Origin of the sequence: Mesobacillus selenatarsenatis SF-1, assembly GCF_000813125.1 — a bacterium.
In the GTDB taxonomy this organism is placed as follows: domain Bacteria; phylum Bacillota; class Bacilli; order Bacillales; family Cytobacillaceae; genus Mesobacillus; species Mesobacillus selenatarsenatis.
The window spans coordinates 13,157-37,359 of record NZ_BASE01000031.1; the positions used below are offsets into that span (position 1 = coordinate 13,157).

At 42.2% G+C, this 24,203-nt stretch carries 25 protein-coding genes; 16 read left to right on the forward strand and 9 right to left on the reverse strand.

The features are described 5' to 3' along the window. Window positions 1-10: 10 nt before the first annotated feature. The 7 genes from TY49_RS07075 (at window position 11) to coaW (ending at window position 7,392) form a co-directional block, all read left to right on the forward strand. The gene (locus TY49_RS07075; RefSeq protein ID WP_041965208.1) at window positions 11-1,687 is read left to right on the forward strand and encodes a long-chain fatty acid--CoA ligase; all 1,677 of its coding nucleotides are present in this window, start codon (window positions 11-13) and stop codon (window positions 1,685-1,687) included. A 45-nt stretch (window positions 1,688-1,732) separates the two neighbouring features. After that, on the forward strand, window positions 1,733-2,596 hold the full coding sequence (locus TY49_RS07080) for a branched-chain amino acid ABC transporter permease (protein ID WP_041965209.1): 864 nt from the start codon (window positions 1,733-1,735) through the stop codon (window positions 2,594-2,596). After that, complete coding sequence (locus TY49_RS07085; protein WP_041965210.1) at window positions 2,596-3,621, forward strand: branched-chain amino acid ABC transporter permease; 1,026 nt, start codon at window positions 2,596-2,598, stop codon at window positions 3,619-3,621. Before TY49_RS07080 ends, TY49_RS07085 begins: the two co-directional genes overlap by 1 nt. Window positions 3,622-3,623: 2 nt before the next feature. Then, on the forward strand, window positions 3,624-4,388 hold the full coding sequence (locus tag TY49_RS07090; protein ID WP_041965211.1) for an ABC transporter ATP-binding protein: 765 nt from the start codon (window positions 3,624-3,626) through the stop codon (window positions 4,386-4,388). Next, on the forward strand, window positions 4,381-5,088 hold the full coding sequence (locus tag TY49_RS07095) for an ABC transporter ATP-binding protein (RefSeq protein ID WP_041965212.1): 708 nt from the start codon (window positions 4,381-4,383) through the stop codon (window positions 5,086-5,088). The genes TY49_RS07090 and TY49_RS07095 overlap by 8 nt, the downstream gene beginning before the upstream one ends. Before the next feature lie 89 nt (window positions 5,089-5,177). Continuing rightward, window positions 5,178-6,374 (forward strand): ABC transporter substrate-binding protein, encoded by a 1,197-nt coding sequence (locus TY49_RS07100; RefSeq protein ID WP_041965213.1) that lies wholly within the window; start codon window positions 5,178-5,180, stop codon window positions 6,372-6,374. 214 nt (window positions 6,375-6,588) lie between these two features. Then, a complete protein-coding gene (gene coaW, locus TY49_RS07105; RefSeq protein ID WP_041965214.1) occupies window positions 6,589-7,392 on the forward strand; it encodes a type II pantothenate kinase in 804 nt (267 codons plus the stop codon). 79 nt (window positions 7,393-7,471) lie between these two features. Here the strand turns inward: coaW and TY49_RS07110 are convergent, their stop codons facing one another. From TY49_RS07110 to ykzB, 7 genes are all read right to left on the reverse strand, one after another. Beyond that, window positions 7,472-8,488, reverse strand: a complete 1,017-nt coding sequence (locus tag TY49_RS07110; protein WP_041965215.1) for an LLM class flavin-dependent oxidoreductase — start codon at window positions 8,486-8,488, stop codon at window positions 7,472-7,474. Between the two features lie 178 nt (window positions 8,489-8,666). Next, complete coding sequence (locus tag TY49_RS07115; protein WP_041965216.1) at window positions 8,667-9,401, reverse strand: exonuclease domain-containing protein; 735 nt, start codon at window positions 9,399-9,401, stop codon at window positions 8,667-8,669. A 5-nt stretch (window positions 9,402-9,406) separates the two neighbouring features. Next, the gene (locus TY49_RS07120; RefSeq protein ID WP_084135412.1) at window positions 9,407-10,375 is read right to left on the reverse strand and encodes a DUF294 nucleotidyltransferase-like domain-containing protein; all 969 of its coding nucleotides are present in this window, start codon (window positions 10,373-10,375) and stop codon (window positions 9,407-9,409) included. Window positions 10,376-10,454: 79 nt separating this feature from the next. Then, window positions 10,455-11,774 carry an ammonium transporter gene (locus TY49_RS07125; protein WP_084135413.1) on the reverse strand — a complete coding sequence of 440 codons (1,320 nt, stop codon included), beginning with the start codon at window positions 11,772-11,774 and terminating at the stop codon, window positions 10,455-10,457. Window positions 11,775-11,910: 136 nt separating this feature from the next. Then, window positions 11,911-12,237, reverse strand: a complete 327-nt coding sequence (locus tag TY49_RS07130) for a MerR family transcriptional regulator (RefSeq protein WP_041965217.1) — start codon at window positions 12,235-12,237, stop codon at window positions 11,911-11,913. An 83-nt stretch (window positions 12,238-12,320) separates the two neighbouring features. Beyond that, window positions 12,321-12,467 carry a Fur-regulated basic protein FbpA gene (locus TY49_RS24205; protein ID WP_156972623.1) on the reverse strand — a complete coding sequence of 49 codons (147 nt, stop codon included), beginning with the start codon at window positions 12,465-12,467 and terminating at the stop codon, window positions 12,321-12,323. Window positions 12,468-12,480: 13 nt separating this feature from the next. Next, entirely contained in the window at window positions 12,481-12,624 is a 144-nt protein-coding gene (ykzB, locus tag TY49_RS24935) for a protein YkzB (RefSeq protein ID WP_198135599.1), read from the reverse strand. A gap of 172 nt (window positions 12,625-12,796) precedes the next feature. Here ykzB and TY49_RS07135 point away from each other — a divergent pair, with 172 nt between their 5' ends. From TY49_RS07135 to TY49_RS07155, 5 genes are all read left to right on the forward strand, one after another. Next, window positions 12,797-13,663 carry a dimethylarginine dimethylaminohydrolase family protein gene (locus tag TY49_RS07135; RefSeq protein WP_232310403.1) on the forward strand — a complete coding sequence of 289 codons (867 nt, stop codon included), beginning with the start codon at window positions 12,797-12,799 and terminating at the stop codon, window positions 13,661-13,663. A gap of 430 nt (window positions 13,664-14,093) precedes the next feature. After that, on the forward strand, window positions 14,094-15,554 hold the full coding sequence (locus TY49_RS07140; RefSeq protein WP_041965218.1) for an alanine/glycine:cation symporter family protein: 1,461 nt from the start codon (window positions 14,094-14,096) through the stop codon (window positions 15,552-15,554). Window positions 15,555-15,679: 125 nt separating this feature from the next. Next, entirely contained in the window at window positions 15,680-16,594 is a 915-nt protein-coding gene (locus TY49_RS07145; protein WP_041965219.1) for a CBASS cGAMP-activated phospholipase, read from the forward strand. 109 nt (window positions 16,595-16,703) lie between these two features. Continuing rightward, the gene (locus TY49_RS07150) at window positions 16,704-16,973 is read left to right on the forward strand and encodes a DUF1292 domain-containing protein (RefSeq protein WP_041965220.1); all 270 of its coding nucleotides are present in this window, start codon (window positions 16,704-16,706) and stop codon (window positions 16,971-16,973) included. Between the two features lie 129 nt (window positions 16,974-17,102). Further along, on the forward strand, window positions 17,103-17,372 hold the full coding sequence (locus TY49_RS07155; RefSeq protein WP_041965221.1) for a hypothetical protein: 270 nt from the start codon (window positions 17,103-17,105) through the stop codon (window positions 17,370-17,372). Window positions 17,373-17,575: 203 nt separating this feature from the next. On the opposite strand, the gene TY49_RS07160 is transcribed toward TY49_RS07155, so the two are convergent. Both TY49_RS07160 and TY49_RS07165 read right to left on the reverse strand, forming a co-directional pair. Next, window positions 17,576-19,645 carry a metallophosphoesterase family protein gene (locus tag TY49_RS07160; RefSeq protein WP_041965222.1) on the reverse strand — a complete coding sequence of 690 codons (2,070 nt, stop codon included), beginning with the start codon at window positions 19,643-19,645 and terminating at the stop codon, window positions 17,576-17,578. A 108-nt stretch (window positions 19,646-19,753) separates the two neighbouring features. Further along, window positions 19,754-20,902, reverse strand: a complete 1,149-nt coding sequence (locus TY49_RS07165) for a glycoside hydrolase family 18 protein (RefSeq protein WP_041965223.1) — start codon at window positions 20,900-20,902, stop codon at window positions 19,754-19,756. Between the two features lie 153 nt (window positions 20,903-21,055). Between TY49_RS07165 and TY49_RS07170 the strand changes: the two genes are divergently transcribed. The 4 genes from TY49_RS07170 (at window position 21,056) to TY49_RS07185 (ending at window position 24,089) form a co-directional block, all read left to right on the forward strand. Beyond that, on the forward strand, window positions 21,056-21,847 hold the full coding sequence (locus TY49_RS07170) for an alpha/beta fold hydrolase (RefSeq protein WP_041965224.1): 792 nt from the start codon (window positions 21,056-21,058) through the stop codon (window positions 21,845-21,847). Between the two features lie 87 nt (window positions 21,848-21,934). After that, complete coding sequence (locus TY49_RS07175) at window positions 21,935-22,228, forward strand: DUF3219 family protein (RefSeq protein ID WP_232310404.1); 294 nt, start codon at window positions 21,935-21,937, stop codon at window positions 22,226-22,228. 3 nt (window positions 22,229-22,231) lie between these two features. After that, a complete protein-coding gene (locus tag TY49_RS07180) occupies window positions 22,232-23,224 on the forward strand; it encodes an LLM class flavin-dependent oxidoreductase (protein WP_041965226.1) in 993 nt (330 codons plus the stop codon). Between the two features lie 148 nt (window positions 23,225-23,372). Further along, window positions 23,373-24,089 (forward strand): YebC/PmpR family DNA-binding transcriptional regulator, encoded by a 717-nt coding sequence (locus TY49_RS07185; RefSeq protein WP_041965227.1) that lies wholly within the window; start codon window positions 23,373-23,375, stop codon window positions 24,087-24,089. Window positions 24,090-24,203: the final 114 nt, after the last annotated feature.

Genomic DNA, 24,203 nt, shown 5'->3' on the forward strand with positions numbered 1-24,203 from the left:
AGGATAAATGATGCCTAATCTTCATTTTAAGCATTGGCCAAAAATCTCTAAATCTCTGAAATTGCCAGAAACATCACTATATGAAAATTTGAAAGTAAGTGCAGCTCGTTATCCAGACCAAAGCGCGATCTACTATTATGGAAATTCAATTTCCTACAAGGAGCTTGATGAAGAGGTCAACGCACTGGCAGGTTTCCTTCAACAGAAGCTGGGTGTTACTAAAGGGGAAAGAGTATTGTTGTTCATGCAAAATTCACCTCAATTCGTGATTGGATTCTATGCAATTTCAAGAGCAGATGCAGTCGTGGTGCCTATTAATCCAATGCTGACCGCTGAAGAGCTGAGCTTTTACATCAAGGATTGTGGAATCAATTCCGCGCTTGTTGGCCAGGAACTTTATGACAAGGTCGAGCCTCTCATAGGAACAACTCCATTAAATAATGTGGTTGTTGCCGCTTATTCTGATTATAAAGGGGATGAATTCAACGGCATAGTGCCTCCGGAGGTAGTGGCAGCAAGAAAGCTATATGATCAGCCAAGACACTTCCACTGGAAGGAATCCATTGATGCGCAGTATGAACCTAACATCCATAAGACCCGGGCAGAAGATCTTGTTGTGCTACCTTATACTTCTGGGACAACTGGCCTGCCAAAAGGCTGTATGCATACAAACCGTACCGTTCAGGCGAATACCATTGGTGCGTATCACTGGTCGAGCTCTACCACCAGTGCAGTTCATTTAACCACCCTCCCATTGTTTCATGTTACCGGTATGGTTCACAGCATGCATATGCCTATCTATTCAGGTAGCACAATGGTGCTGATGACAAGATGGAACCGCGAAGCAGCAGTTGAACTGATTCAATCACAAGGATGCACGCACTGGGTGGCAATCGCAACAATGATTGTCGATTTCCTTGCAAATCCGAAACTGAAACAAGAAGACATCGCCACATTAACCTCGATTTCAGGCGGCGGAGCGGCACTGCCCGAGGCTGTTGGAGAAAAATTATACAATCTTACAGGCCTAAGGTTTGTGGAAGGATATGGACTTTCAGAAACCATTGCTCAGACCCACTTCAACCCGCCTGACAGGCCTAAAATGCAATGCCTTGGAATTCCGTCTTTTGATGTCGATGCAAGAGTCATTGAACCATCAACCGGAAAAGAACTTGGTGCAGGAGAGATTGGTGAAATCGTTGTGAATGGCCCGCAGGTAATGGTTGGTTATTACAACAGGGAAGACGAAAGCAGGAATTCATTCATTGACATTGACGGCAAGAAGTTCTTCAGAACAGGGGATATTGGCCGTTTTGATGAAGAAGGATACTACTTCATGGTCGACCGCGTCAAAAGAATGATCAATGCCTCCGGTTATAAGATATGGCCTACAGAAGTCGAATCCTATCTTTACAAGCATCCAGCCATACAGCAAGCTGTGGTGGTTGGTATTCCAGACCCAAGAAGAGGTGAATCGGTGAAGGCCTTCGTGATTCTAAATGAGGGGTACGATGGAGAAATAAGTGAAGATGAAATCATCGAATGGTCCAAACAGCATATGGCAGCCTATAAATATCCCCGTGAAGTCGAGTTCAGGTCACAGTTCCCAATGACAAGCAGCGGCAAGATCCTATGGCGTAAATTACAGGAGGAAGAACGGGAAAAAGCTGAAAAACAGGTGAGGTAAAAGCACTCCGTCGAAGGCAGCTATCAAATTATAAGGAGGATTTTGATGGAGATTTTGGTTCAGCAGCTGTTCAATGGGCTTACGATTGGAAGTGTTTATGCATTAGTAGCCCTCGGACTAACTCTAGTTTACGGTATCCTTCATATCCCGAATTTCGCCCACGGTGCCCTATATATGATGGGTGGCTATATCACCTTGATGATGATGGTTCAGTACGGGCTTCATTATTGGCTGGCTATCCTGGTTTCTGTCATTGTTGTCGGACTTATTGGTGTGCTGATGGAACGTTTAGTTTTTTACCCATTAAGGCATGCACCGCCTATTCACGACAAAATTGCTGCGATCGGCATTCTGTTGTTTCTGGAAGCTTTTGCTCAGTATGTCTGGGGAGCTGACTATCAAACAATGCCCACACCATATGGCCAGGTCGTACAGTTATTCGGATTGACCTTTACCTTGCAAAGATTGCTGATCATCATTTCGGCGATTGCCGTCATGGTACTGCTATTCCTTTTCCTGAAAAAGACTTATACAGGGGCATCCATCATCGCCATGTCACAGGACCGTGACGGCGCTAACCTTGTGGGAATCAATACGAATCGGGTCGCGATGCTGACGTTCCTGATCTCCGGAGGGCTTGCGGCGATCGCCAGCTCTCTGGCTGCGCCTATCAATCTGGTTTTTCCGGGCATGGGGCAGCTGGTCATTTTAAAAGCTTTTGTCATCATCATTCTCGGAGGAATGGGCAGTATTCCGGGAGCCATCATCGGCGGCTACATTCTAGGGTTCAGCGAAAGCCTGGGAGCAACGTATATTTCAAACGATTATAAAGACATCATCGCTTTCATCCTGCTGGTGGTCATTCTATCCGTAAAACCAACAGGCCTTTTTGCAAAGGGGGGACACTAGTGGCAAATATCATTAATAAAAGATTTATCATTCCAGTACTCATACTGTTTGCCATCGTCTTTCCATTTGTGACCCAAAATGACTATTTCATCCATGTCATGACTCTCTCTTTTATCTGGATGATTGGTGTGTATGGGCTTAATCTTCTGGCCGGTTACACAGGATATTTATCATTGGCACATGCTGGATTCTTTGCGGTTGGGGCATATTCATTAGGGCTTTTGACAGTAAAAGCCCAGATGAATTTCTGGCTGGCTTTTGTGCTCTCCCTGATTATTACCAGTGTTCTTGGCTTTTTGATTGGCCTGATTGCACTCAGGACAAAAGAGCATTTCTTTGCCATCTATACGCTATGTGTAGGGTATATCCTTTACCTTATCATTGATAAGTGGGATAGCTTAACAGAAGGAGTCCGAGGTCTGATCGGCATACCAGCACCAGGAAATATCGGGCCGATTTCCTTTGAAACACCATTATCACAATATTACCTTGTCCTTGCGATTCTGCTAGTTGTGATTCTGATTGTCTACCGTATCGTGCATTCCCTGACCGGAAGGACTTACATTGCTATTCGCAATAGTGAGGACCTCGCCCTAACAATCGGTATATCAACAATGAAAAATAAACTCGAAGTATTCGTACTCTCGACTTTTTTTGCTGGATTATCAGGAGCACTATACGCCTCTTTCATCCGCTTCATTGGTCCTGATATTGGCAACATCGTCATCACGTTTGATTTGCTGACCTACCTGTTGATTGGCGGAATCGGAACGCTTTCAGGCCCGATCGTGGGAACAGTTCTGGTCGTCTGGATTTCACAGCAGCTGCAATTTCTCCAGGATTATCGAATGCTTATATTCGGTCCGATTCTTACACTGCTGGTAATCTTTTACCCACGAGGAATCGCAGGTTCGATTGCCGGATGGAATGCAAAACGTGCTGAGAAAAAGCTTGCAAAAGCCCAACAGGACGAACGATTTTCACAAAGCCCAATCTCGGCAGAAAATCAGGTGAAGGAGGGATAAGAATGTTCCTTGAAACAAAGAGTTTATCGAAGAAATTTGGCGGCCTGACAGCTGTGAACAATGTGGATTTTACAGTTGAAAAAGGGAAGATCAATGCCATCATCGGTCCTAATGGCGCCGGCAAGTCTACGTTTTTCAATTTGATAAGCGGCTTCCACCCTCCGAGTTCAGGCAGCATTATTCTGAAAGGTCAGGATATTACGAGGATGCCTCCTAATAAAATAGCTGAAATGGGAATTGCACGCACCTTTCAAACTACCAATCTGTTTGAACAGTCAACTGTACTTGACAACGTGGTCGTCGGACACAGATTGAGGACAAAGTCCAATTTGCTGGACGCTGTTTTAAGAACAAAGAGGTTGAAAAGAGAAGAAGAACAATGCCGTGAAAAGGCCCTCGAAGTGATAAACTTTACCGGGTTAGAAAAAGTTGCAGGGAAATTGGTTGGCAGCCTGACTCAGGAAGAAAAAAAGCGAACGGCCTTTGCGCTGGCTCTGGCGACAGATCCAGAAATTGTTTTCCTTGATGAGCCTGCAGCCGGTGTTAATCCTGATGAAACTGAGGGGTTGGCACAATTAATGAAGAAAATGGTCGATAAAGGGATTACTGTCTGCCTGATTGAACACAAAATGCAAATGATCATGAAGCTGGCAGACAAAATTATGGTTCTCAACTACGGAGAGAAAATCGCGGAGGGTACTGCTGAAGAGATCCAGAATGATCCTGCTGTCATCAAGGCTTATCTGGGAGGGAGCGCAAGTGCTTAAACTGCAGGATGTTTCAGTTAAATACGGAAGCTTCACAGCTGTCCATAATGTGAATCTAGAGGTCTCTCCTGGTCAAATTGTTGTTTTGCTAGGGGCGAACGGGGCAGGAAAGAGCACAATATTCAAGACGATAAGCGGGCTGAACAAGGCGTCTTCTGGAAGAATCGAATTTGAAGGTGAACCCCTTAACAAACGCTCTCCAGATAAAATTGTACAGTCAGGCATTGTCCAGTGTGCAGAAGGGCGTAAACTCTTCCCATCAATGACAGTAGAAGAGAATTTGAAGATGGGAGCCTATGTCCACAGAAAGAATAAAAAAGGGATAAAGGAATCGATGAAGCACGTATTCGAACTTTTCCCTATTTTAGAAGAGAAGCAGGTTGATATGGCTGGTTCACTGAGTGGAGGTCAGCAGCAAATGCTTGCCATCGGGAGAGCACTAATGGCTAAACCGAAGCTGATGCTTCTCGATGAACCATCAATCGGGCTTGCTCCGTTGATTGTAGAGCAGATGTTTGAAGTAATTAAAACCATCAATCGTGAAGGCACCACTATTCTCCTGGCGGAACAAAATGCAAATGCTGCCTTGAGGATTGCTGATAAAGGCTATGTGTTCGAAAACGGTGCTGTTGTGCTTGAAGGTACTTCAGAGGAACTGTTCGCGAATGATGAGATTAAGAAAGCTTATATCGGTGCTTAGAGCAACTTCTTTATTTAGGGAGGTGGTTGCGAAGCGGTTCATTATAATATTTCTGAATATTAAGAAATCTAATTAAGGGGGAAAAGCAAATGAAGAAATCTAAACTTTTATTGGTCTTAAGTGTGATGTTTTCTTTGATTTTTAGCCTAGCCGCTTGCAACAGCTCTGAAAAAACGGATACGGGAGGATTGGACGGCGAAGCATCAGGAGGAGGTACTATTAACATAGGATATACGGGGCCGTTAAGCGGACCTGCAGCCTTTTACGGAGAACGGACATTGAACGGTGTACAAATGGCAGCCGAAGAAATTAACAATGCCGGCGGAGTTGAGGTAAATGGCAAAAAATATAAATTCAATATCGTCTCGCTAGATGACAAATATTTGCCAAATGAGGCAGGAGCGAACGCCAAGAGACTGATGCAGGAAAACAAGACACCGATTATTTTCACACCACACAGTGGCGGAGTGGCTGCAATGCAAGTGTTTAACCAGCAGGAAAAATTCGTTATTGGCGCCTACACTAGTGAACCTAAGGTAACAGAAGGCGGCAATAAATTAACAGTGAGAATCCCTCCTCGTTATGATGGCTATCTTGAGCCATTCACAAATTATTCAATGGAGAAATTCGGCAAGAAAATCGCCTTCCTGCCGACTGCCTCACAATACGGAAAGGACTGGGCAGAAAAGCTGCAGCCTCATTGGGAAAAAGCAGGCGGAGAAGTAGTGTATAACTCTTCTATTGACTTCGCGAAAGATACTGACTTCTTTACGATCATAACCAATGCCCTGAAGGAGAAGCCTGATGTATTGTTTATCGGCGGACCGTCTGAGCCAACCGCAAAAGTTGCCAAACAAGCGAGAGAACTAGGCTTCAAAGGCGGATTCATTGTCATGGACCAGGCAAAGTTCGATGAAATGAAGAAGGTTACTGGCAGCTATGATGTCCTTAATGGAGCGATTGGAGTAATGCCGCTTGTTAATTCTGACAGTCCAGGCATTCCAGAATTCGTGAAGAATTATCAGGCAAAATATAATGAGGATCCAGGTTCAGAAGCTGGCTTGAATTATATTGCAATGTATGTTTTCGCTGAAGCGATAAAAGCAGCAGGATCAGTAGATGATCCAGAAAAAATCATGGCGCATATGCAGGATGGTTTGGATAATCTTCCAGAAGACAAAAAAGTATATGTCATTCCAAAGATCGACCCTAATGGTGGATTTGAAGCCGAGCTGATCGTCGCAGCGATTGAGGATGGAAAAGTCGTGCCTATCAAGGCAGACTAATAGGGGTCATTGTGTAGTCAGTATAGTTACTGGCCAACTGTCCCAATCCCAGTTCCTTTTTATAAAAAAGCTTTGCTAAAGTAAAGGTACAAACAATACACATTCTGAAGGCGGCAGGGAAATGACTGCCGCTTTTCTTTGCTTTCAATGTTTTCAAAGACTTACAATAGAAAAAAGGTTAACTTGGTAAAGTTCCCATGAAAGGGGAGACATCATGTATAATATGATCGGCATAGACGCTGGAGGATCATTAATTAAAATAGCGTATGAAGAAAATGGCAGATTGAATTTCCGGAAACAACCGATTGGAGAAATGGATGATGTATTAGGGTGGCTGAAACTTGTTTCCTCTAACAAAAGGGTCTCCCTTACAGGCGGGAGAGCAGGAAAAATTAAAGCCGAATTCTTTCCGGAATCAGAGATTATCGATGAATTTACCGCAGCATTTAAAGGTGCGAATTACTTAATGATGAAGGAAGGATTGCCTAGTGTTGGTAAATACCTGCTCATCAATATTGGTACAGGCACTTCCTGGTTTAAAATTGAAGGCGAGCACTATGACAGGGTTCTTGGCAGCGGAATTGGCGGTGGTACTTTTATGGGAATGGGGAATCTTCTTGCCGAACCGAGTGATTTTACAAGTCTGGTGAGTTTATCTGCAGCCGGTGAAAAAGGAAACGTTGACCTTCTGGTAAAGGATATCTATCATCCAGAAGAACCACCAATTCCTGGTGATTTAACTGCGAGCAACTTCGCAAAGACTGAAGCTATTTCATCAAGTTCTGCGGCCGACAAAGTGTCTTCAGTTTTGAATATGATAGCAGAGACCATCACGCTTCTAACCGTACAAACAGCTGCTCTACACAATACAAAAAGAGTTATTTTTATCGGAAGTACGCTGGCAGGTAATAAGCCCTTGCAAGAATGCCTTGATTTTTATTGTAAAATGTCGGGGCTGGAACCAACATTTCTGCAGAACGGGGAATTCAGCGGAGCAATCGGGGCATTACTCAAGTGATGTAAACTACATGCTTATAAGCAAAATTAAAAGAGGAGAATCTATTAAATTCTCCTCTTTCTATCATGAACTATTTTTTCTATCCTTTAAAAATATCAGAAACGATTTCGAATGATTTCAATCTTGCTTTATGGTCAAAAATTTGCGCGTTGACAATCATTTCGTCTGCCTGTGTTTCATCCAGGAATTGCTGCAGCTTTATTTTGATGGTTTCAGGGCTGCCTACGATAGATGATCCGATACGGCTGCCCAGCAGCATTTTTTCATACTCACTTAGCTGGTTTTCCAGGTTCTTGACAGGAGGCAGCAATGGACTTGGATTATTCCTGAACAAGTTAAGGAACTGCTGCTGCATCGATGTTGCCAGGAATTCTGCTTCTTCATCGGTTTCGGCAGCAATCACGTTAACACCGACCATCGCGTAAGGCTCTTGCAATACTTCTGAAGGCTGGAAACTCCTTCGGTAAAGCTTTAGTGCACCTAAAGTATTTTCAGGTGAGAAGTGGCTGGCAAATGAAAACGGCAAACCTAGTTGTCCTGCAAGCTGAGCACTATAGCCACTTGATCCTAATAACCAGATGGGAATATTCAATCCTTCTCCGGGGACCGCCTTGACACTTCGATATTGAGAATCGAGCTCTGGATTGAAATATGCGCGAAGTTCATCCAATTGCTCAGGGAAATCCTGACCATCACTGCGACGTTCACGACGTAATGCATATGCCGTTACCTGGTCAGTTCCTGGAGCGCGACCAAGACCAAGGTCAATTCGCCCCGGGAAGAGAGATTCAAGTGTACCGAATTGTTCAGCTATCACTAGCGGAGCATGGTTTGGGAGCATAATACCGCCTGAACCAACCCTAATAGAGGATGTACCAGCAGCAACGTGGCCGATGACAACCGATGTAGCGGAACTTGCTATGCCAGGCATGTTATGATGTTCTGCTAACCAATAGCGGTTATAGCCCCATTTTTCAGCATGTTGGGCAAGATCCAGTGTGTTTTTGAACGCATCTGCTGCTGTGCCACCTTCAAGAATCGGAGCCAAGTCGAGCACGGAATATTTTATATCATTTAAACGTTTGTTGTCGGTCATTTTTCATCTTCCTTCATCGAATAATATTAACTGCCAGGATTAGCATTTTTACTTTTCCCAGCGGTTATACAATTCAATAGTAACAATTATCTTTCGGTAATCAAAATAAAATGATTTGAGATAAATCGTATAAAGACATTTAAGAAAGGGAGTTTGGGGAGGGGTGCGTGGAACAAGGTTACCTTATTAAGGATAAGTATTCATATACCTCCCGCAAATTCCGGTAGTCCTGCTCACGGGCTTTTTTTAGATAGAAAGTCCAAAGATTTGCTGCCATTTTAGCATCTGACAATGCATGATGCCTATCGTTTACTTCAATTCCGCACTCAATGCAAATTTGTTCCAAAGGCAGGGAACTGACAACAGGCTGGAATAATTTTATTAAAAATGAAGTATCTATCACTCTGTGTTCAAAATTAAAGCGTAAATGGCTGCTTGTAAATTTCTTCATAAAGGCTAGCTCATGTTTGGCATGGTGAGCTACCAGTACTGAGCTGCCAATAAAATTTAAAAATTCTATCAGCACTTCTGAAGTTTTCGGGGCAGCCATGAGCTCTTTCTCAGTAATAGAAGTCAGTGTAAGGACATTAGTAGGTACAGGAATTTCAGGGTTGATTAAAGAGTAGAAAACCTCATCATCTAGTATCCTGGAACCAATTACTTTGACAGCTCCTATTGAGATAATCCCATCGCCTTTTTCTGGATAAAAGCCTGTTGTCTCGAGGTCAAAAACGACGACTGGCAATTCTTCCAACGGACAGTCGAGGCTATTTCCTTCCTTCATTTCTTTTTGCAGCTGCCTTAAAAAAGACATTTGCTGCGGATTTGAGTGAGGGGGCATTCCTGCATAGATGTGCGACCCAAGCTTCCCGGTCATTTGTCGAAAGAAACGAACCATATCATTCATCCCCATAAAACTTACATCCTCTCAAGCATCCTCCGGACATGTTCATAAAATTGTTCACCAACTTTAAGAATTTCCTTCAATGATTTCTTTTCATCTTTAGTGAGCTTGCTCGTATTTACGTAGTGGCCGGAGTCATAATCCCTGTTGCATCCATGTTTAAGGCGATAGTCAAGCAGTGCAGAGAAATTCTTGCTGTACAAAGATTTATCTTGATCTGGCATCATGACGTCAGATACAAGGCTGATACGAGAGAGTGTGGGAGTTTCTTTTATCCCTCCGTAAAATGATAACAACCTTGCTGCATTCACAAAGGGGAGAAATGCTGTTTCCTTAAGATTAATAGATCCAGTATAGGCACCATGAGTTTCTACAAGCAGCTGGCCAAGTACTCCGACCCCTTTTTTCATATACATTGTGTTATCAAGCATTCTTAACAGCAAATGCTCTCTTTTAACTTCATCAAAGGCTTTTTCTTTCAATCTGCTTACCAGGCCAGGATTGCCGTGGATCGACCTGGCATCTGCGAATATGAGCAAATAGCGGATTGACTCCCATGTAGATTCACCAACCCAAAGTCCAAGTTGTGCCTCCCAATCTTCCATTGATTTACACCACAATGGATTGCTGGCCATAACAGAACCTGAACATTTTTTATAGCCAGCGATCTCTAATCCTTCGGAAATCTCTTTTCCTAACTTTAAAAAGTACTCCTGTGCTTCATCTGTTTTTAGTGTGAAAACCAATCCGTGGTCCTGGTCACTCCAAATAGATTGCTCCATTCGACCAGCACTGCCCATGACGAAGAAAGAGAATGGGGAAGGGGGATTCCCATATTCTTTTGAGACTTTGCATAATGCAGCAGTTAAGACTTGATCATAGATGAAATCATGAAAGTGGTTTAATTGTTCATTGCTAAAAGATGCGTCAGACAGCCTTTTGACTCTTATTCCATTAATATTTGAATCATGACTCAAGTTCATAAGGCGGACGGCCTCCTTTCTCCATTCATCAAAACACGGCTGGCCCACAATAGGGGCCGCCGCTTAATTACCTCTAACATTAATTGACAGATGGTCGCTGTGAACTTAAAGGAACATTGCCTGTTGAGGGGATTTCAATTGATCCCTTTACAGCTGCTTCTTTATTGACCAATTCCGGATACCCGTAGCTACCATGTTCACTAATATCCAGCCCGATGATTTCTTCCTCTTCCGTTACCCTCAAGCCCTTCATTGTTACCTTCATAATCGATAGGATGATAAAAGATACAATGAAAGCGAAAGCACCTGAGGCAACAACTCCCAGTGCCTGAACTCCCAGCTGTTCAAGGCCGCCGCCATAAAATAATCCTGGGTTTCCTACTGTGGCTAGCTCAGGGGTTGCAAAGAATCCTGTTGATAGAGTTCCCCAAACACCCGCCGTACCGTGTACTGATAGCGCAAAGATAGGATCATCTATCTTTTTGCTTTCAAAGAAGCGAATACTGTAGAAAACAAGGATGCCGGCAATCAGCCCGATGATGACCGATGCCCAAGTATCAACAAAAGCACAGGATGCGGTAATGGCCACAAGACCTGCGAGCGCTCCGTTCAGCATCATTGGAACATCCGCTTTGCCTAAAACAATCCAAGAGATGAGCATGGCTGCAACTGTACCAGCAGCTGCCGCAAGATTCGTGTTGAGAGCAACAAACCCAAAGAATGCTCCATCAACAGAAACGGTGCTTCCTGCATTAAATCCGAACCAGCCAACCCATAGTAACAATACGCTCAATGCTGTGAAAACCTGATTATGGCCTTCGATATTATTAGCTGAACCGTCTTTATTAAATTTGCCAATACGCGGTTTCAGGAGGATGGTCGCTGCCAGTGCCGCCATTGCTCCAGTGAGGTGGACTACAGTTGAACCAGCGAAATCCTGTTTTCCATGTTCTGCAAGCCAGCCGCCGCCCCAAATCCAATGGGCAATGAACGGATAAACTAAAACTGAGAATAGAAGTGCAAAGACAAGATATACAGATAATTTTGCTCTCTCAGCAAATCCGCCAAAGGCAATCGTTAAGGAAATCCCGGCGAATGCCAGCTGGAATAGAAAGAATACAGCACCTGAAAGTCCTAAGCCCTCTACATCGTAACCAGAATAGAAGAAGTCCGAAAAACCCAGTATCGAGTTACCTTCTCCAAAAATAAGTCCATAACCTACAGCCCAGAAAACGATTGATGAGATCCCAAAGGTAAGAATAGTTTTTCCTGCAATGTGGCCGGCGTTCTTCATTCGTGTTGATCCTGTTTCAAGCAGGATGAAACCTCCAATCATCAAAATAACCAAAACCGCGGAAATCATAACCCATAGGCTATTCATTAAAAATAACGTATCCATTTTTTTCTTCCCCTTTCAAATTGTGAATGTAGTTTGTATTCTCGCATGTATTTTTTAATCAATCTACGTTTGTGTAAGAAAACCTAACATGATTTTTTCAAAAAAGAAAAAACCTCCATTATGAAGGTTTTATAGTTTAATATTTTCGGACGCCGAATCGAGCGTTCAATTGTCCTTGTATCATTTTCTTATGTGCCTCGTCTTTATGTTTTTTCTTTTCCTTAATCATTTCCTGCCGGATCTCATAAGTCTGGACGCCATCTTCAATTTTGTTGGCAATCTCCACTAATTGTTCGACATCTACGAATGAATATCTTCTGCTTCCACCAGGGGTTCGCTCCGGAAAGACTAATTTCCTTTCTTCATAATATCGTATTTGTCGTTCAGAAAGTCCGGTCAGCTCACTGACAATACCTATAGTTATTACTTTCTTTTCTTTAAAGGAGGATGGGTCTGCAGCCAATTCATACACCACGCTTTTTAACAGTTTTAAATATTATATGTCATATTTCCTTACATGACTATTAATTTGTATAATAAAAACCGTTAATATCCATTAATTAAATTTTTAAGTTCAGTCAATGTTAATTTTCTTAATTCTTCTTCGCTTTCATTTGTAATGTTTGATTTGATCAGATGCTGGATATAATGGTCCTTTAGTTTTTCTACGGCAGTACGCAAATGCAAGGACACAGGGAATCCCTCCTTAAAAAGTTTCATTTTGAGCAGCACGTAATATTTCTACAGCGTGCTTTCCATGTCTTTTCAAAAGTTCTTCATACAATTCATCCCGAAAAAGATCAAGCATGATAATCAATTGTGCCAAATCAGAAGTATTCTGTCTTTCCACATTCATCTCCTCATTTCCTGAAACGGTTGTGAATTTTCATAAGCGTAAAGAATTCTTGCAAAAAAGTCAGCAGGTTCGTCAGGATATCTGACAGGATTTTTTCAAGGTGAAGTTATGATTAAAGTAAAATCCGGAAAACCTAAAGTGATTTGTACATAAAGGAGGAATGAGGATGGAACAGAATATGCAGCCCGAAAATAGAGGGTATGTCATAAATGAATATGACGTACTTAAGAAAGTCATTCTTTGTAGCCCGCAGTATATGACAATACGGGATGTAATTAATGAAACTCAGAAACATTTCAAGGATGAAGGCATACATATAGAAGTTGCCTTGGAACAGCACAATGAATTCGTGAATACTTTGAAAAACTACGAGGTGGAGGTTATCCTTCTTCCATACCATAAAAAATACCCTGAGCAAGTTTTTACGAGGGATATCGGGTTTACACTCGGCCAAACCATATTTGTTGCGGATATGGCTAGCGATGTGCGAAAGGGCGAGGAGAACGTCCTGAAACAGTGGCTCGAGGATGAGGGAATATCCTATTATAATTTAATTGGTGATCAGATCGAGGGAGGGGATGTAGTCATCGATCAAGACACTATATATGTTGGCTTGAGTAACCGAACCAACCAACAAGCAGCAGATCATTTACAAGGATTGCTTCCAAACTTTGAAGTTAAAGCCGTTCCCTTTAAAGCAGAGTACTTGCACCTTGACTGTGTTTTCAATGTCGTTTCCCCAAAAGTCGCATTAATCTATCGACCAGCATTGACAGAGGAAGATATTAATCTGTTCAGTTCAAGGTATGACCTAATAGATGTTAGCGAAGAGGAACAATTCACACTTGGAACGAATGTGCTCTGTATCGGCTACAAAAGAATCCTCAGCTTGCCAGTAAATAAAGGAGTTAATGAACAATTAAGAAGTAAGGGATTCGAAGTAATTGAAGTGGATATAACAGAGATCATAAAGTCCGGTGGTTCATTCCGCTGCTGTACACTTCCGATTTTACGAGAGAAGAGTGGACATTAAGAAACAAAGCGGGAGACAGTCGTCTCTCGCTTTGTTTTTGTTTATGGCTAGCTTTGGACAGGTGTGAAGGAGATAGCGCGAAAACCTGTCCGAATTTGGAGCAACTTCTGACAGATTTGATGGTAATCAGCGAATAGCTGTCCAAACATGGAGCAACTTCGGACAGCTTTAGAGCAAACCAGCGAAAACCTGTCAGAACAAGGTGCAACTTCTGTCAGGTTTTGATGGAAGCAAGGGAATCACACCCGAACAGAACCCATATAAACCCGGTACAGGTTGCGGGAAACCAACAAAATAAATACTCGATCCCTTGTTTTTATACAGTTATATAAATTGTTTGCTGTTAAATATCACATTTTGATTGTCCTTTGAGTTAAATTGTCTTATAATTCAAAATAGAAAGAAATCAAATCTGTAAAGGGGGATTCATTTGGAAGCATTTGTTTCTTGGCTCAATGGGATTTTGTGGAGCAACCCGGTCATTTACATCATTCTGGGTATCGGCTTGCTTTTCTCTATCCTGACACGTTTTCTGCAAGTTAGACTCCTGAAAGACATGGTTAAACTTATGTTCACAGGAAGAAGTTCCGATGCTGGCGTTTCATCTTTTCAGGCCTTATCTATCGCTTTATCAGGCCGGGTCGGAACAGGTAATATCGCAGGTACTGCCACGGCTATAGCAATGGGCGGTCCTGGTGCGGTTTTCTGGATGTGGACGATTGCGTTTATCGGGGCAGGAAGTGCGTTCGTAGAATCGACACTAGCCCAAATCTACAAAGTAAAGCAAGATGGTCTCTACCGAGGCGGTCCTGCTTACTACATCGAAAAAGGTCTTGGAATCAAATGGTTCGCGATTGCGTTTGCCATAGCTGCTTTGCTGGCAATGTCACTATTAATGCCAGGAATTCAGTCCAACTCGATTGCACTTGGTCTTGAGAATGCTTTTGGCGTTAGCAAGTCAGTGACAGGTTTTGTCGTAATCGCACTTTTGGCTTTAATCATTTTCGGAGGCGTAAAAAGGATCGCGACTGTCGCGCAATATACAGTTCCATTTATGGCTGTTGGTTACATCCTTGTCGCCCTAGTCATTATCGGAATGAATATCTCAGAAGTTCCTGCCGTTTTCTCCTTGATTTTCAAAAGCGCTTTCGGTGCTGACTCAATGTTTGGCGGTATTCTTGGCAGCGCGATTGCATGGGGTGTTAAACGCGGTATTTATTCCAATGAAGCTGGTCAGGGTACTGGTCCACACGCAGCTGCTGCTGCAGAGGTTTCACACCCGGCTAAACAAGGTCTGGTCCAGGCATTCTCTGTATACATCGACACACTATTCGTTTGTTCCGCAACAGCATTCATGATCCTATTCACAGGAATGTTCAATACCGTTGGTGCTGACGGAGCATTCATTGTCGAAAACCTTAAGGGAGTGGAAGCAGGTCCAGGATATACACAGGCTGCAGTTGATGCGGTTCTTCCTGGATTCGGTGCAGAATTCGTTGCTGTAGCACTATTTTTCTTCGCTTTCACAACAATCATGGCTTACTATTATATGGCTGAGACGAATATTGCTTATCTTCTTAGAGGAAGAAACGGCAAGGTGCCAATGTTCATCCTCAAAATTGTCATCCTTGGCGCGGTCTTCTATGGAGCGGTAAAAGAAGCGTCATTGGCATGGGCACTTGGAGATGCTGGTCTGGGATTGATGGTATGGCTGAACCTGATAGCCATAGTTCTTCTGGCGAAACCAGCCTTGATTGCCTTAAAGGACTATGAGGAACAGAAAAAGCAAGGACTTGATCCAGTCTTCAATTCCAAAAAACTTGGCATCAAAAATGCTGAGTTTTGGGAAGAAGAATATTCCTTCAACCATGAAAAGGATAAAGTATCATAAGTTGTATTTTCCAGAAGAGCTGCCTTCTCAATGGGCAGCTCTTCTTTTTTGCTTATTCGGTTTGATTATATTGTCCCGGTGGAATGGGAAGAATGAGATCATTAAGGAAGAATCGGGGGAATTTCATGAAAATGTTATGCATCGATGGTGGCGGTATAAGAGGCATTTTCCCGATTGCTATCCTGCAAGCGATAGAGGAAGAGTTTGGAAAGCCTGTGGGTGAACTCTTTGATGTGATCTCAGGCACAAGTACAGGATCAATCATTGCTGCTTCAGCTGCTTTGAACACATCGATGGAAGAGGTGATGGGCAGGTACGAAACTTATGGTGAAAAGATTTTTGTGCGAAAAGCCAAGATTGGTCTTTTCAAGAGTGTTTATAGTGACAGGTATTTACGTCGGCTGTTAAAACAGGCCTTCAAGGAAATTACTCTTGGTGATATCGATAAGCCTTTGTTGATACCAGCTGTTGATATAACCCATGGAAAACCTTATGTCCATCGAACTGACTTTGGTTATTCGTCCGAAAATGAACTATCGATAAAGTTGTGGGATGCTGTATTATCGTCTTGTTCTGCGCCAATCTACTTTCCACCCAATAATGTAAATAATCAATATTTATCGATCGATGGAGGACTATGGGCTAATAATCCATCGTTGGTTTGTGTGACGGAAGCCCTGCACCACTTTAAAACCGACTTAGCCGACATCCATATACTATCGATTGGAACTGGCCAACAGAATATCGATTTTTCCATAGGTGAGGAAAAGTATTGGGGCATCCGGCAATGGCTGCCTTTCCATTTTCCAACTTTAAAGGTTACGCCAAAATTATTGGATCTGGCGATGGATTTATCCTCTGAATCAGTTTCTTATCACTGTAGGCTTTTGTTAGGCGATCATTACCTCAGACTGAATACAGAGCTATCAGAAGAAGTCCCTTTTGATGATTTTACTAATATGGCAGAACTAAAGTTTCTGGGACGGCAGGTTTTTCAAGATAACAAAGACAAAATAGCATCTTTTTTATCAGGTAATTAGGCTTTATACTGGCTAAAAACTTCTTTTTAACTTAGTCTTAAACAGAATGTGGATTACATAGTTTTGAGATACTATGCTTTGTATAAAAAAAAGACAGGAGGTACAACCGATGGAAAAACTTGAAGTTGGCGAAGTATTTACAATTAGTGACGAGAATGATGTGGAACAAGAGGTCGAGGTGATCGGTACGTTAACGATTGAAGGCACTGACTATGCAGCAGTCAGCTTTGTTGAAGATCTTCAAACAGAAACGGAAGAGGATATTGATATCTTTTTCTTGAAAGTAGACGAAGATGGAGATTTTGAAGCAATTGAATCTGATGATGAATTTGAAAAGGTATCTTCAGCATTTGATGAAATGATGAATGAAGAAGAATAATGAGGAGGAGGGAGGTTTAAGCCTCGCTCCTTTTTTAGTTTTATATTGTAAAGGCATTAGTAAAAAAACTTGTAAATAGAAGGAAATTAAACGAGTTTGTCGAATTGTTTTTGAAAGGAGTTGATTCAATTGGAAAGCGTCGTCCTTGTCACCTTTAAAATAAAGGGGATTCCGATACCTATTAAAATAGCATCTACTAACGAACCAAGCAGGGAGCAAATACTAAAGAAAATTTCGGATTTAGCAAACGGATATGACTTATCAGGCGAAATCCAATTCAAGAAGCTCCTGAAGGAAAACGGCCATAAAATGTATATCTATGAAATTGGCGACAGAAAGTGCATGGTGCTTGTAGAAAGGCTCGAGAAAATTAAAGAATTCGAAGAGATTAGCTCTTAGCACTCCTGTACATCTTGTCTTACAATACTGCGTAATGATCGTTTACAATTTTACATTACTTTTTTTGTAAAACGTAAAAACATATCAAATGAAACCCAGAGGTAGAAATCCCCTGGGTTATTTCGTGCGGATTACGATTTGATACTTTTGAGTTTTCGTCAGAATACACTGTCATACATTTTTTTATAAAGAGATCGCCTGTTTCATTCTACATTTTCGCCGTAATCCACTGTCATAAGCAAAGTATTCTCCAGTTTGCCTTTTTCGACCTCCAGATAACCGATTGAGTTTTTCGTTTCGGCAACGCTGCCATCTTCAAAAGAATGATAGTTTATTTTTTCCTCCCACAATAGTCTTTTATCTGGATTCACATCACTCTTTCCAAGGGTGAGAGTGTAAGAATCCCCGCAGCTGCGGTAAAGGGACTGTTCTCTCCGTTTCCTAGCGTTAAGCCAAAGCACTGACTTCATCAATGCTCCCCATAATCCAGTAAAGCTTTCATTATGAATTGGACTGCTTGTAAATTGATAGAATGAATGTTTTTTACCGGATCGAAACTGAACCTCTGATTTCACGGATGAAGAGAAGTGCACATCGCCGGAAAGCAAAACACAGTAGGCAGGATCCCATGAGGCAATTTGGTTAATAAACGCATGAAAACCTTTGCCATTGTATTTCCACCCATCAAAATCAAATGAAGTCTGGACGGGGAAGCCTAATACTTTGAATGGATATACATATTTATGGAGAAAGGATTCGATTAATCCCATTCCGTAAAAAGGAGTTGGTGAAACTATATTCAGGGGAGTCTTGCTTTTCCAGCCGCTTTGAATCAATTTTTGAGAAATAGCCTCCCAGCCTTCTTTGCTGATCAACAGGGGAGTGCGCGTCGTTTCTTCTATCATTCTGCCCAGCTTAATTGCCTTTGGTCTAGGATCGAACTCTCGCTGGGTCCTTGTATCAAGAAAGACTGTTTTTGGGACGGTAGGAGCGATGAAATGCCAGGAATGATAATTCCATAGATAATTCAACCCGTCATTATAACTGGCTGAATCAATGCTGGTTGAGGCAATATAGCTATTTACTTTTTGGAAAAATGTCTGGTCAAATCCTTCCGGTTCATTACCCCACCCCTGGAATAGCCAGTAGGCTGTAAGACCGTTGCCTATGATATGCTTTCCCAAAGAGGATTCTCTGACTGAAGAAGTCCACTTTTCGGATATATTCCAATCATCTGTCATGTCATGGTCATCAAAGATCATGTAGGTAGGCGTGTTAGCCATCAAACGCCTTGCCGCAGACAGGGAGACGACAAAGTCCCTTATATTCTCGATTTGCTCATCATACCTTGCTTCCAACATCGACAATTCCTTCAATCTCGTCTTTTCATCTTTATCCAACTTAAAGTGAAGTTTATTTTTTTCCTGTAATTGCTGAAAGGAAAGAAGCAGCTCATTCTCATGGATGTAATCCCAAATTTCCGGGCTCCAGCTGAATAAATAAATGGCTGCATATTCACCCAAAGTGATCAGATGATTATCGCCCTTCCTGGTAGAAAAGTTGGCAAGATGCTTGATCAGGAATTGCCGTCCATTCACCTGGTGTAGTTGGGTATATAAGTTCTCTGGCAGGAGCTCATGTAATTTGCCGATTTCGCTATCACCAATCAATCCCTTGCCAAGTTCAGTCAGGATGGGAAAAAGCGGGTCTGCAACATCATCAGCATAAATCTGGTCTCCCATTAAAAATAAGGCATTAGGTCTCTCTAAAAGATCAAGATGTTTATTTTCTACGAGCACGTCTGCAGCAAATAAGGCATCATCACCCTGTCCATGCGGCTTTCGGCAGGAGCCATACAGCAAGTTTGTAGGCTCGTTTTCATGGTTTAAATAAAACGAAGGATATTTAAGATCTCCGTATACGATTGAACGAGGACTATCAGGATTGAGCAGGTTATAGCTACCTAGATTATTAACAAATCGTCCTCTTTTAAAAATTAAATCATAACCAAGGAGGGTGCAGGGAGGGAAATTCGAATCGGCGGGAGAGATTTTAACCAAATATATAAATAACTGCTCTCCAGCTTTAAACACTTTGGTTTCAGTATGGATATCTAAAAGAATATACTTGTTCTCTTCGTCTGTACCAGTAATATCAATCTGGAATAATTGAGCATCGATTTCAATCTGACGGCTTAAAGCAATCCAAATATATATAGTAGAAGGGTCGACCCTTCTAATGACCGGTCCGGACAAAATAGTTGGTAATCTCATTCATCAGTTCACCACCGTTTAGTTCTTTACTGCTAACTTATTCATGCAGTAACTAAACGGTGTCCAATAGGCCCATAAAGAAAAGGAAGCCAATAGCGGCTTCCTTGTTTATTTCCGGGTATAGTATCGAGGATCTTCCTGTTTTTTTAATTCCCCTGAGATTAAAGCCGTGGCACTGTGATTCCCTTTAGCATCTAGACCTGCTTCCCATAGCATCATGCCGCCCAGCTGTTGGGAGAGTGCAAGATAGGTTTTCTTTTTCAATGTGGAATGGCCATTATAATGGTATGTTGTCCCATTCATTTCGACCTGGTCCTTTCCGGTATTTGCAGGATGATGATTGATAAGAGCTTCGTATGAGACCTGTTTGACCGAAGGATCCTCAGGCTGTGCATATAGCGGCACACCCAGGACTAGTTTCTCCCTTGAAAATCCATGCTTGTCAAAAAGGGCTGTCCAGTACGCCACTATATTAGCAGAATAAGAGTAAGGTGATAGGTTCGCAGCATTATACTCTCCATCCCATTGGCCATCATAAGCCATCAAATTGACATGATCAAAGTACTTGAACATAGATGGCTCAAACACGACAGAGTGAATTTCAGTCCCTGTCACGCTGTGCACCTTGGCATTTACTGCGATGGACAGTTCCTTACCTTTTGGTTTCAATTGTTCACTTAATTCTTTTGCAAAAACAGCCAGATATTGAGCATCTTCTGCTGAGCGAGGATGCTCAAAGTCGATATCTATGCCATCTAGCTTTTCTTTTTCTGCAAAGCTAACAAGCTCGTGAACTAGTTTTTTTCTTGAAGCAGGGTTTGAGATTGCTGCCTTGAAATAGTCATAAGATTCCCCGCCATTGATATGGTACCAGCCGCCGATTGCCAGCATAACCTTCGTATCGTGTTTTTGCGCATTAGTAACAATCGCTCTTAAATTTTTGACAGCATGATCTCCATTCATTAACAGGCTGCCATCCGAGTTTGGATGTGCAAAGGAAAAAATCACATGTGTCAGGCTTTTGTAATCGATCTCGTCCGGTTTCCTGAAATCCTGGACATAGCCAATTAAAACCTTTGATTCTTGCTCTTTCAATTGTGATTCTTTCTTAACTCCAGGTGTTTTGGTTGAATGTGCTGCTTCTGCACTAGTTGTGATTGTTTTAGTTTTTTGCGTATTCGAATATAATGTTCCAGATATAAAACCGCCCATGAAGGTGAGTAAAACGATCATCAGAGGCAGAAAACGTTTTTTCATAAGGGTATCCTCCTGTGTTTTATCAACCTCAAAATTGTAACAGAGAATACACCTTTATAGCTGTGGAAATATCAGCCTATCGATTATAGCGATAGATTAATAAACGAGATTGGGGGAATATAATAAATATACTGAACGATAGGAGCGGAAGATATGGACTCAAAGAAGGTAAGAACTGGTAGTACGGAAGTAAGTTTTTATGATCAAGGCAAAGGAAATCCAATCCTCCTCATACATGGATTTGCCGGCAGCAAGCACTATTGGGATAAAATCATTCCCGAATTGGCCAACGAGTATAGAGTCATCGCACTCGACCTTCCTGGACACGGAGAGTCAGGCATGGGGAAGGACAGATATTCCATTCAGGATATGGCCAGTACAATTAAAGAATTATTGGATCAGCTAGGGTTGGATAAGGTAACAATGTTCGGTCATTCACTGGGCGGATATATCACCCTGGCATTTGCCGAGTTATACCCACAGTACTTAAAAGCTTTCTCTTTGGTACACTCAACAACCAATCCGGATTCAGAAGAAGCGAAGGAAGCCCGGGAAAACAATGCAAAGAAGATTCAGGAAGAGGGAGCTGGAGCATTTATCGAAGGACTTTCCAGGAAGCTCTTTTCTCCTGAAAATACAGAAGTGAATGCGAAGGAAATCGAAGAGACAGTCAAAATTGGCATGATGACCAAGGTGGAAGGCCTTGTCAGCGCCTTGATGGCGATGAAGGATCGACCAGAACGGAGTAAAGTGTTAGAGGAAACGGACCTTCCTGTGCTCTTGATTGCTGGTGAACAGGATCAAATTATCCCTCCTGAAAAAACATTTACTGTATCGAGAGATAATATTGAGAAGAAAGTCATTCAAAATGCCGGCCATATGAGCATGTATGAACAGCCTGAAGAGCTTGTTAAGGTGATGAAAGATTATCTTGCAAAAATATAACGAGTCGGTACAGCCTGTCCACTTAGGGCAGGCATTTTTTATTTAAAGTTCATGAGTGATAAAATGTAATTCAGCAAGTGTATAGGAGTGGATATTTTGGTTGACAGAATTATTTTAGATGGAGAAACAATTTTAATCAGTCATTTTGAAATGGACAATACTGGCGGACAAAGGCGAATTGCAGCGCATTTTCCTGTTACAAGCGAAGACTATCATAATGTCACCACATTATTATATAAAGGCGAATTTGATGTACACCTTCCTGCTAAAGAAATAACCTTTAGAGGAAAAATTGTCGAGTACTCGACCTCTGTTACGAATTTATATGAAAGCGGACAGGTCGGTACCTTTCAATTAACCTTATTAGAAGTAAAGGAGTAAGAAATGAAATTAAGTATCCTTGACCAGGCCCCAATCTCAGCGAACCAGACAGCCAAAGAGGCTCTGGAAGAATCTGTTTTGCTTGCACAGACTGCCGAAAATTTGGGCTATACGCGTTTCTGGATTGCTGAGCACCACGATATCCCGGGGCTTGCCTGTCCTGCACCTGAAGTGATGCTTCCGTATATTGGCGCAAGGACAAGCAAAATCCGAATAGGCTCGGGCGCTGTATTGCTTCCACACTACAAACCTTACAAAGTGGCCGAGCTTTATAATTTGCTTGCAACATTGTTCCCAGGCCGGATTGATGTCGGAATCGGCCGGGCCCCAGGCGGCTCTGCAGAGGTCACCAATGCTTTGTCAGACAACTTCCTGCAAAACGTTTGGAAACTTCCAGAATCATTGAAAGAATTGCTTCATTTTGTTAATCATGAACACCCAGAAGGAAGCGAATTAGCAAAAATAAAGGCAGCTCCCTTACCAGATGTCCGTCCAGAACCCTGGCTTCTCGGCACGAGTGAAAAAAGCGCAAGGCTCGCGGCTGATTACGGAATAGCTTATGCGTTCGGATTATTTATGAGCGATAAGGATCCTCAAGACATTTTGCAAGTTTACTATGACTCTTTCAAGCCAGGAAGCATAAAATCTCCGCAAACCATTTTGACGGTTTCGGCCATTTGCGCTAAAACCACTGAACAGGCGGAAGAAATTGCATTAAGCTCACTTATATGGAGCATCCAGCAGGGAAACGGAGAAGGTTCATCCGGTGTACCTTCTATTGAAGACGCAAAGGAATACAAGCTTGAGGAAGAAGATTATAAAACTGTGGAAGACATGAAGCGGAAAATGATTATAGGGGATCCAAAGCAGGTAAAAGAGAGATTGCTTGATTTGCATAAGAAGTATAACGCTGATGAAATAATGATTCTAACTATCACATATTCACCAGAGGACCGAATAAAATCTTATGAACTGATTGCTGGAGAAATACTTTAGCAGCGGGGGGACATCCCCTTTGCTCTCTCGGTGTATACTAACCTCTTAACAAATCTTCCATTTAAGGTATAATATTATCTGTGAGCAGCAGCTGCTACATGTATAAACATTGCAGCTATCTGATATAAGTTGAAAGAGAGTGGAATTTATGGGTCGTAAATGGAACAACATTAAAGAGAAGAAAGCGTCCAAGGATGCAAATACAAGCAGGGTTTATTCTAAATTCGCGCTTGAGATTTATGTTGCAGCCAGACAGGGTGAACCAAATCCAGAATCCAACCAGGCGCTGAAATTCGTCCTCGAAAGAGCAAAGACATATAATGTGCCACGAGTAATTATTGACCGCGCGATCGAAAAAGCCAAGGGCGGAGCTGAAGAAAATTATCAAGAGCTTCGTTACGAAGGATTTGGCCCTAATGGCTCCATGGTAATTGTTGATGCACTTACGAACAATGTAAACCGTACTGCATCCAATGTACGCGCTGCTTTCGGAAAGAACGGCGGCAATATGGGAGTAGCAGGATCCGTATCTTATATGTTCGACAAAACTGCAGTAATTGGATTTGAAGGAAAGTCTGCTGATGAGGCATTGGAAATATTGATGGAAGCGGATGTTGATGCACGCGATATCCTTGAAGAAGATGAATCCATCATTATTTATGGTGAGCCTGAACAATTCCACGCAATCCAGGAGGCATTCAGGAATTCAGGGATTACAGATTTTACTGTTGCTGAACTGACAATGCTGCCTCAGAATGAAGTTGCTCTGGACCCAGAATCGCAGGAACAATTCGAGAAGCTAGTCGATGCACTGGAAGATTTAGAGGATGTCCAGCAGGTATACCATAATGTTGATTTAGTTTAATTGAATTTTTATACAAAAACAGACCCATTCTATAAAGGAGTGGGTCTGTTTTTGTATACCTGTTAAGTTTAATTCGCTTGTTTTACAGGAATAGACAGATATATTGGAATTGCA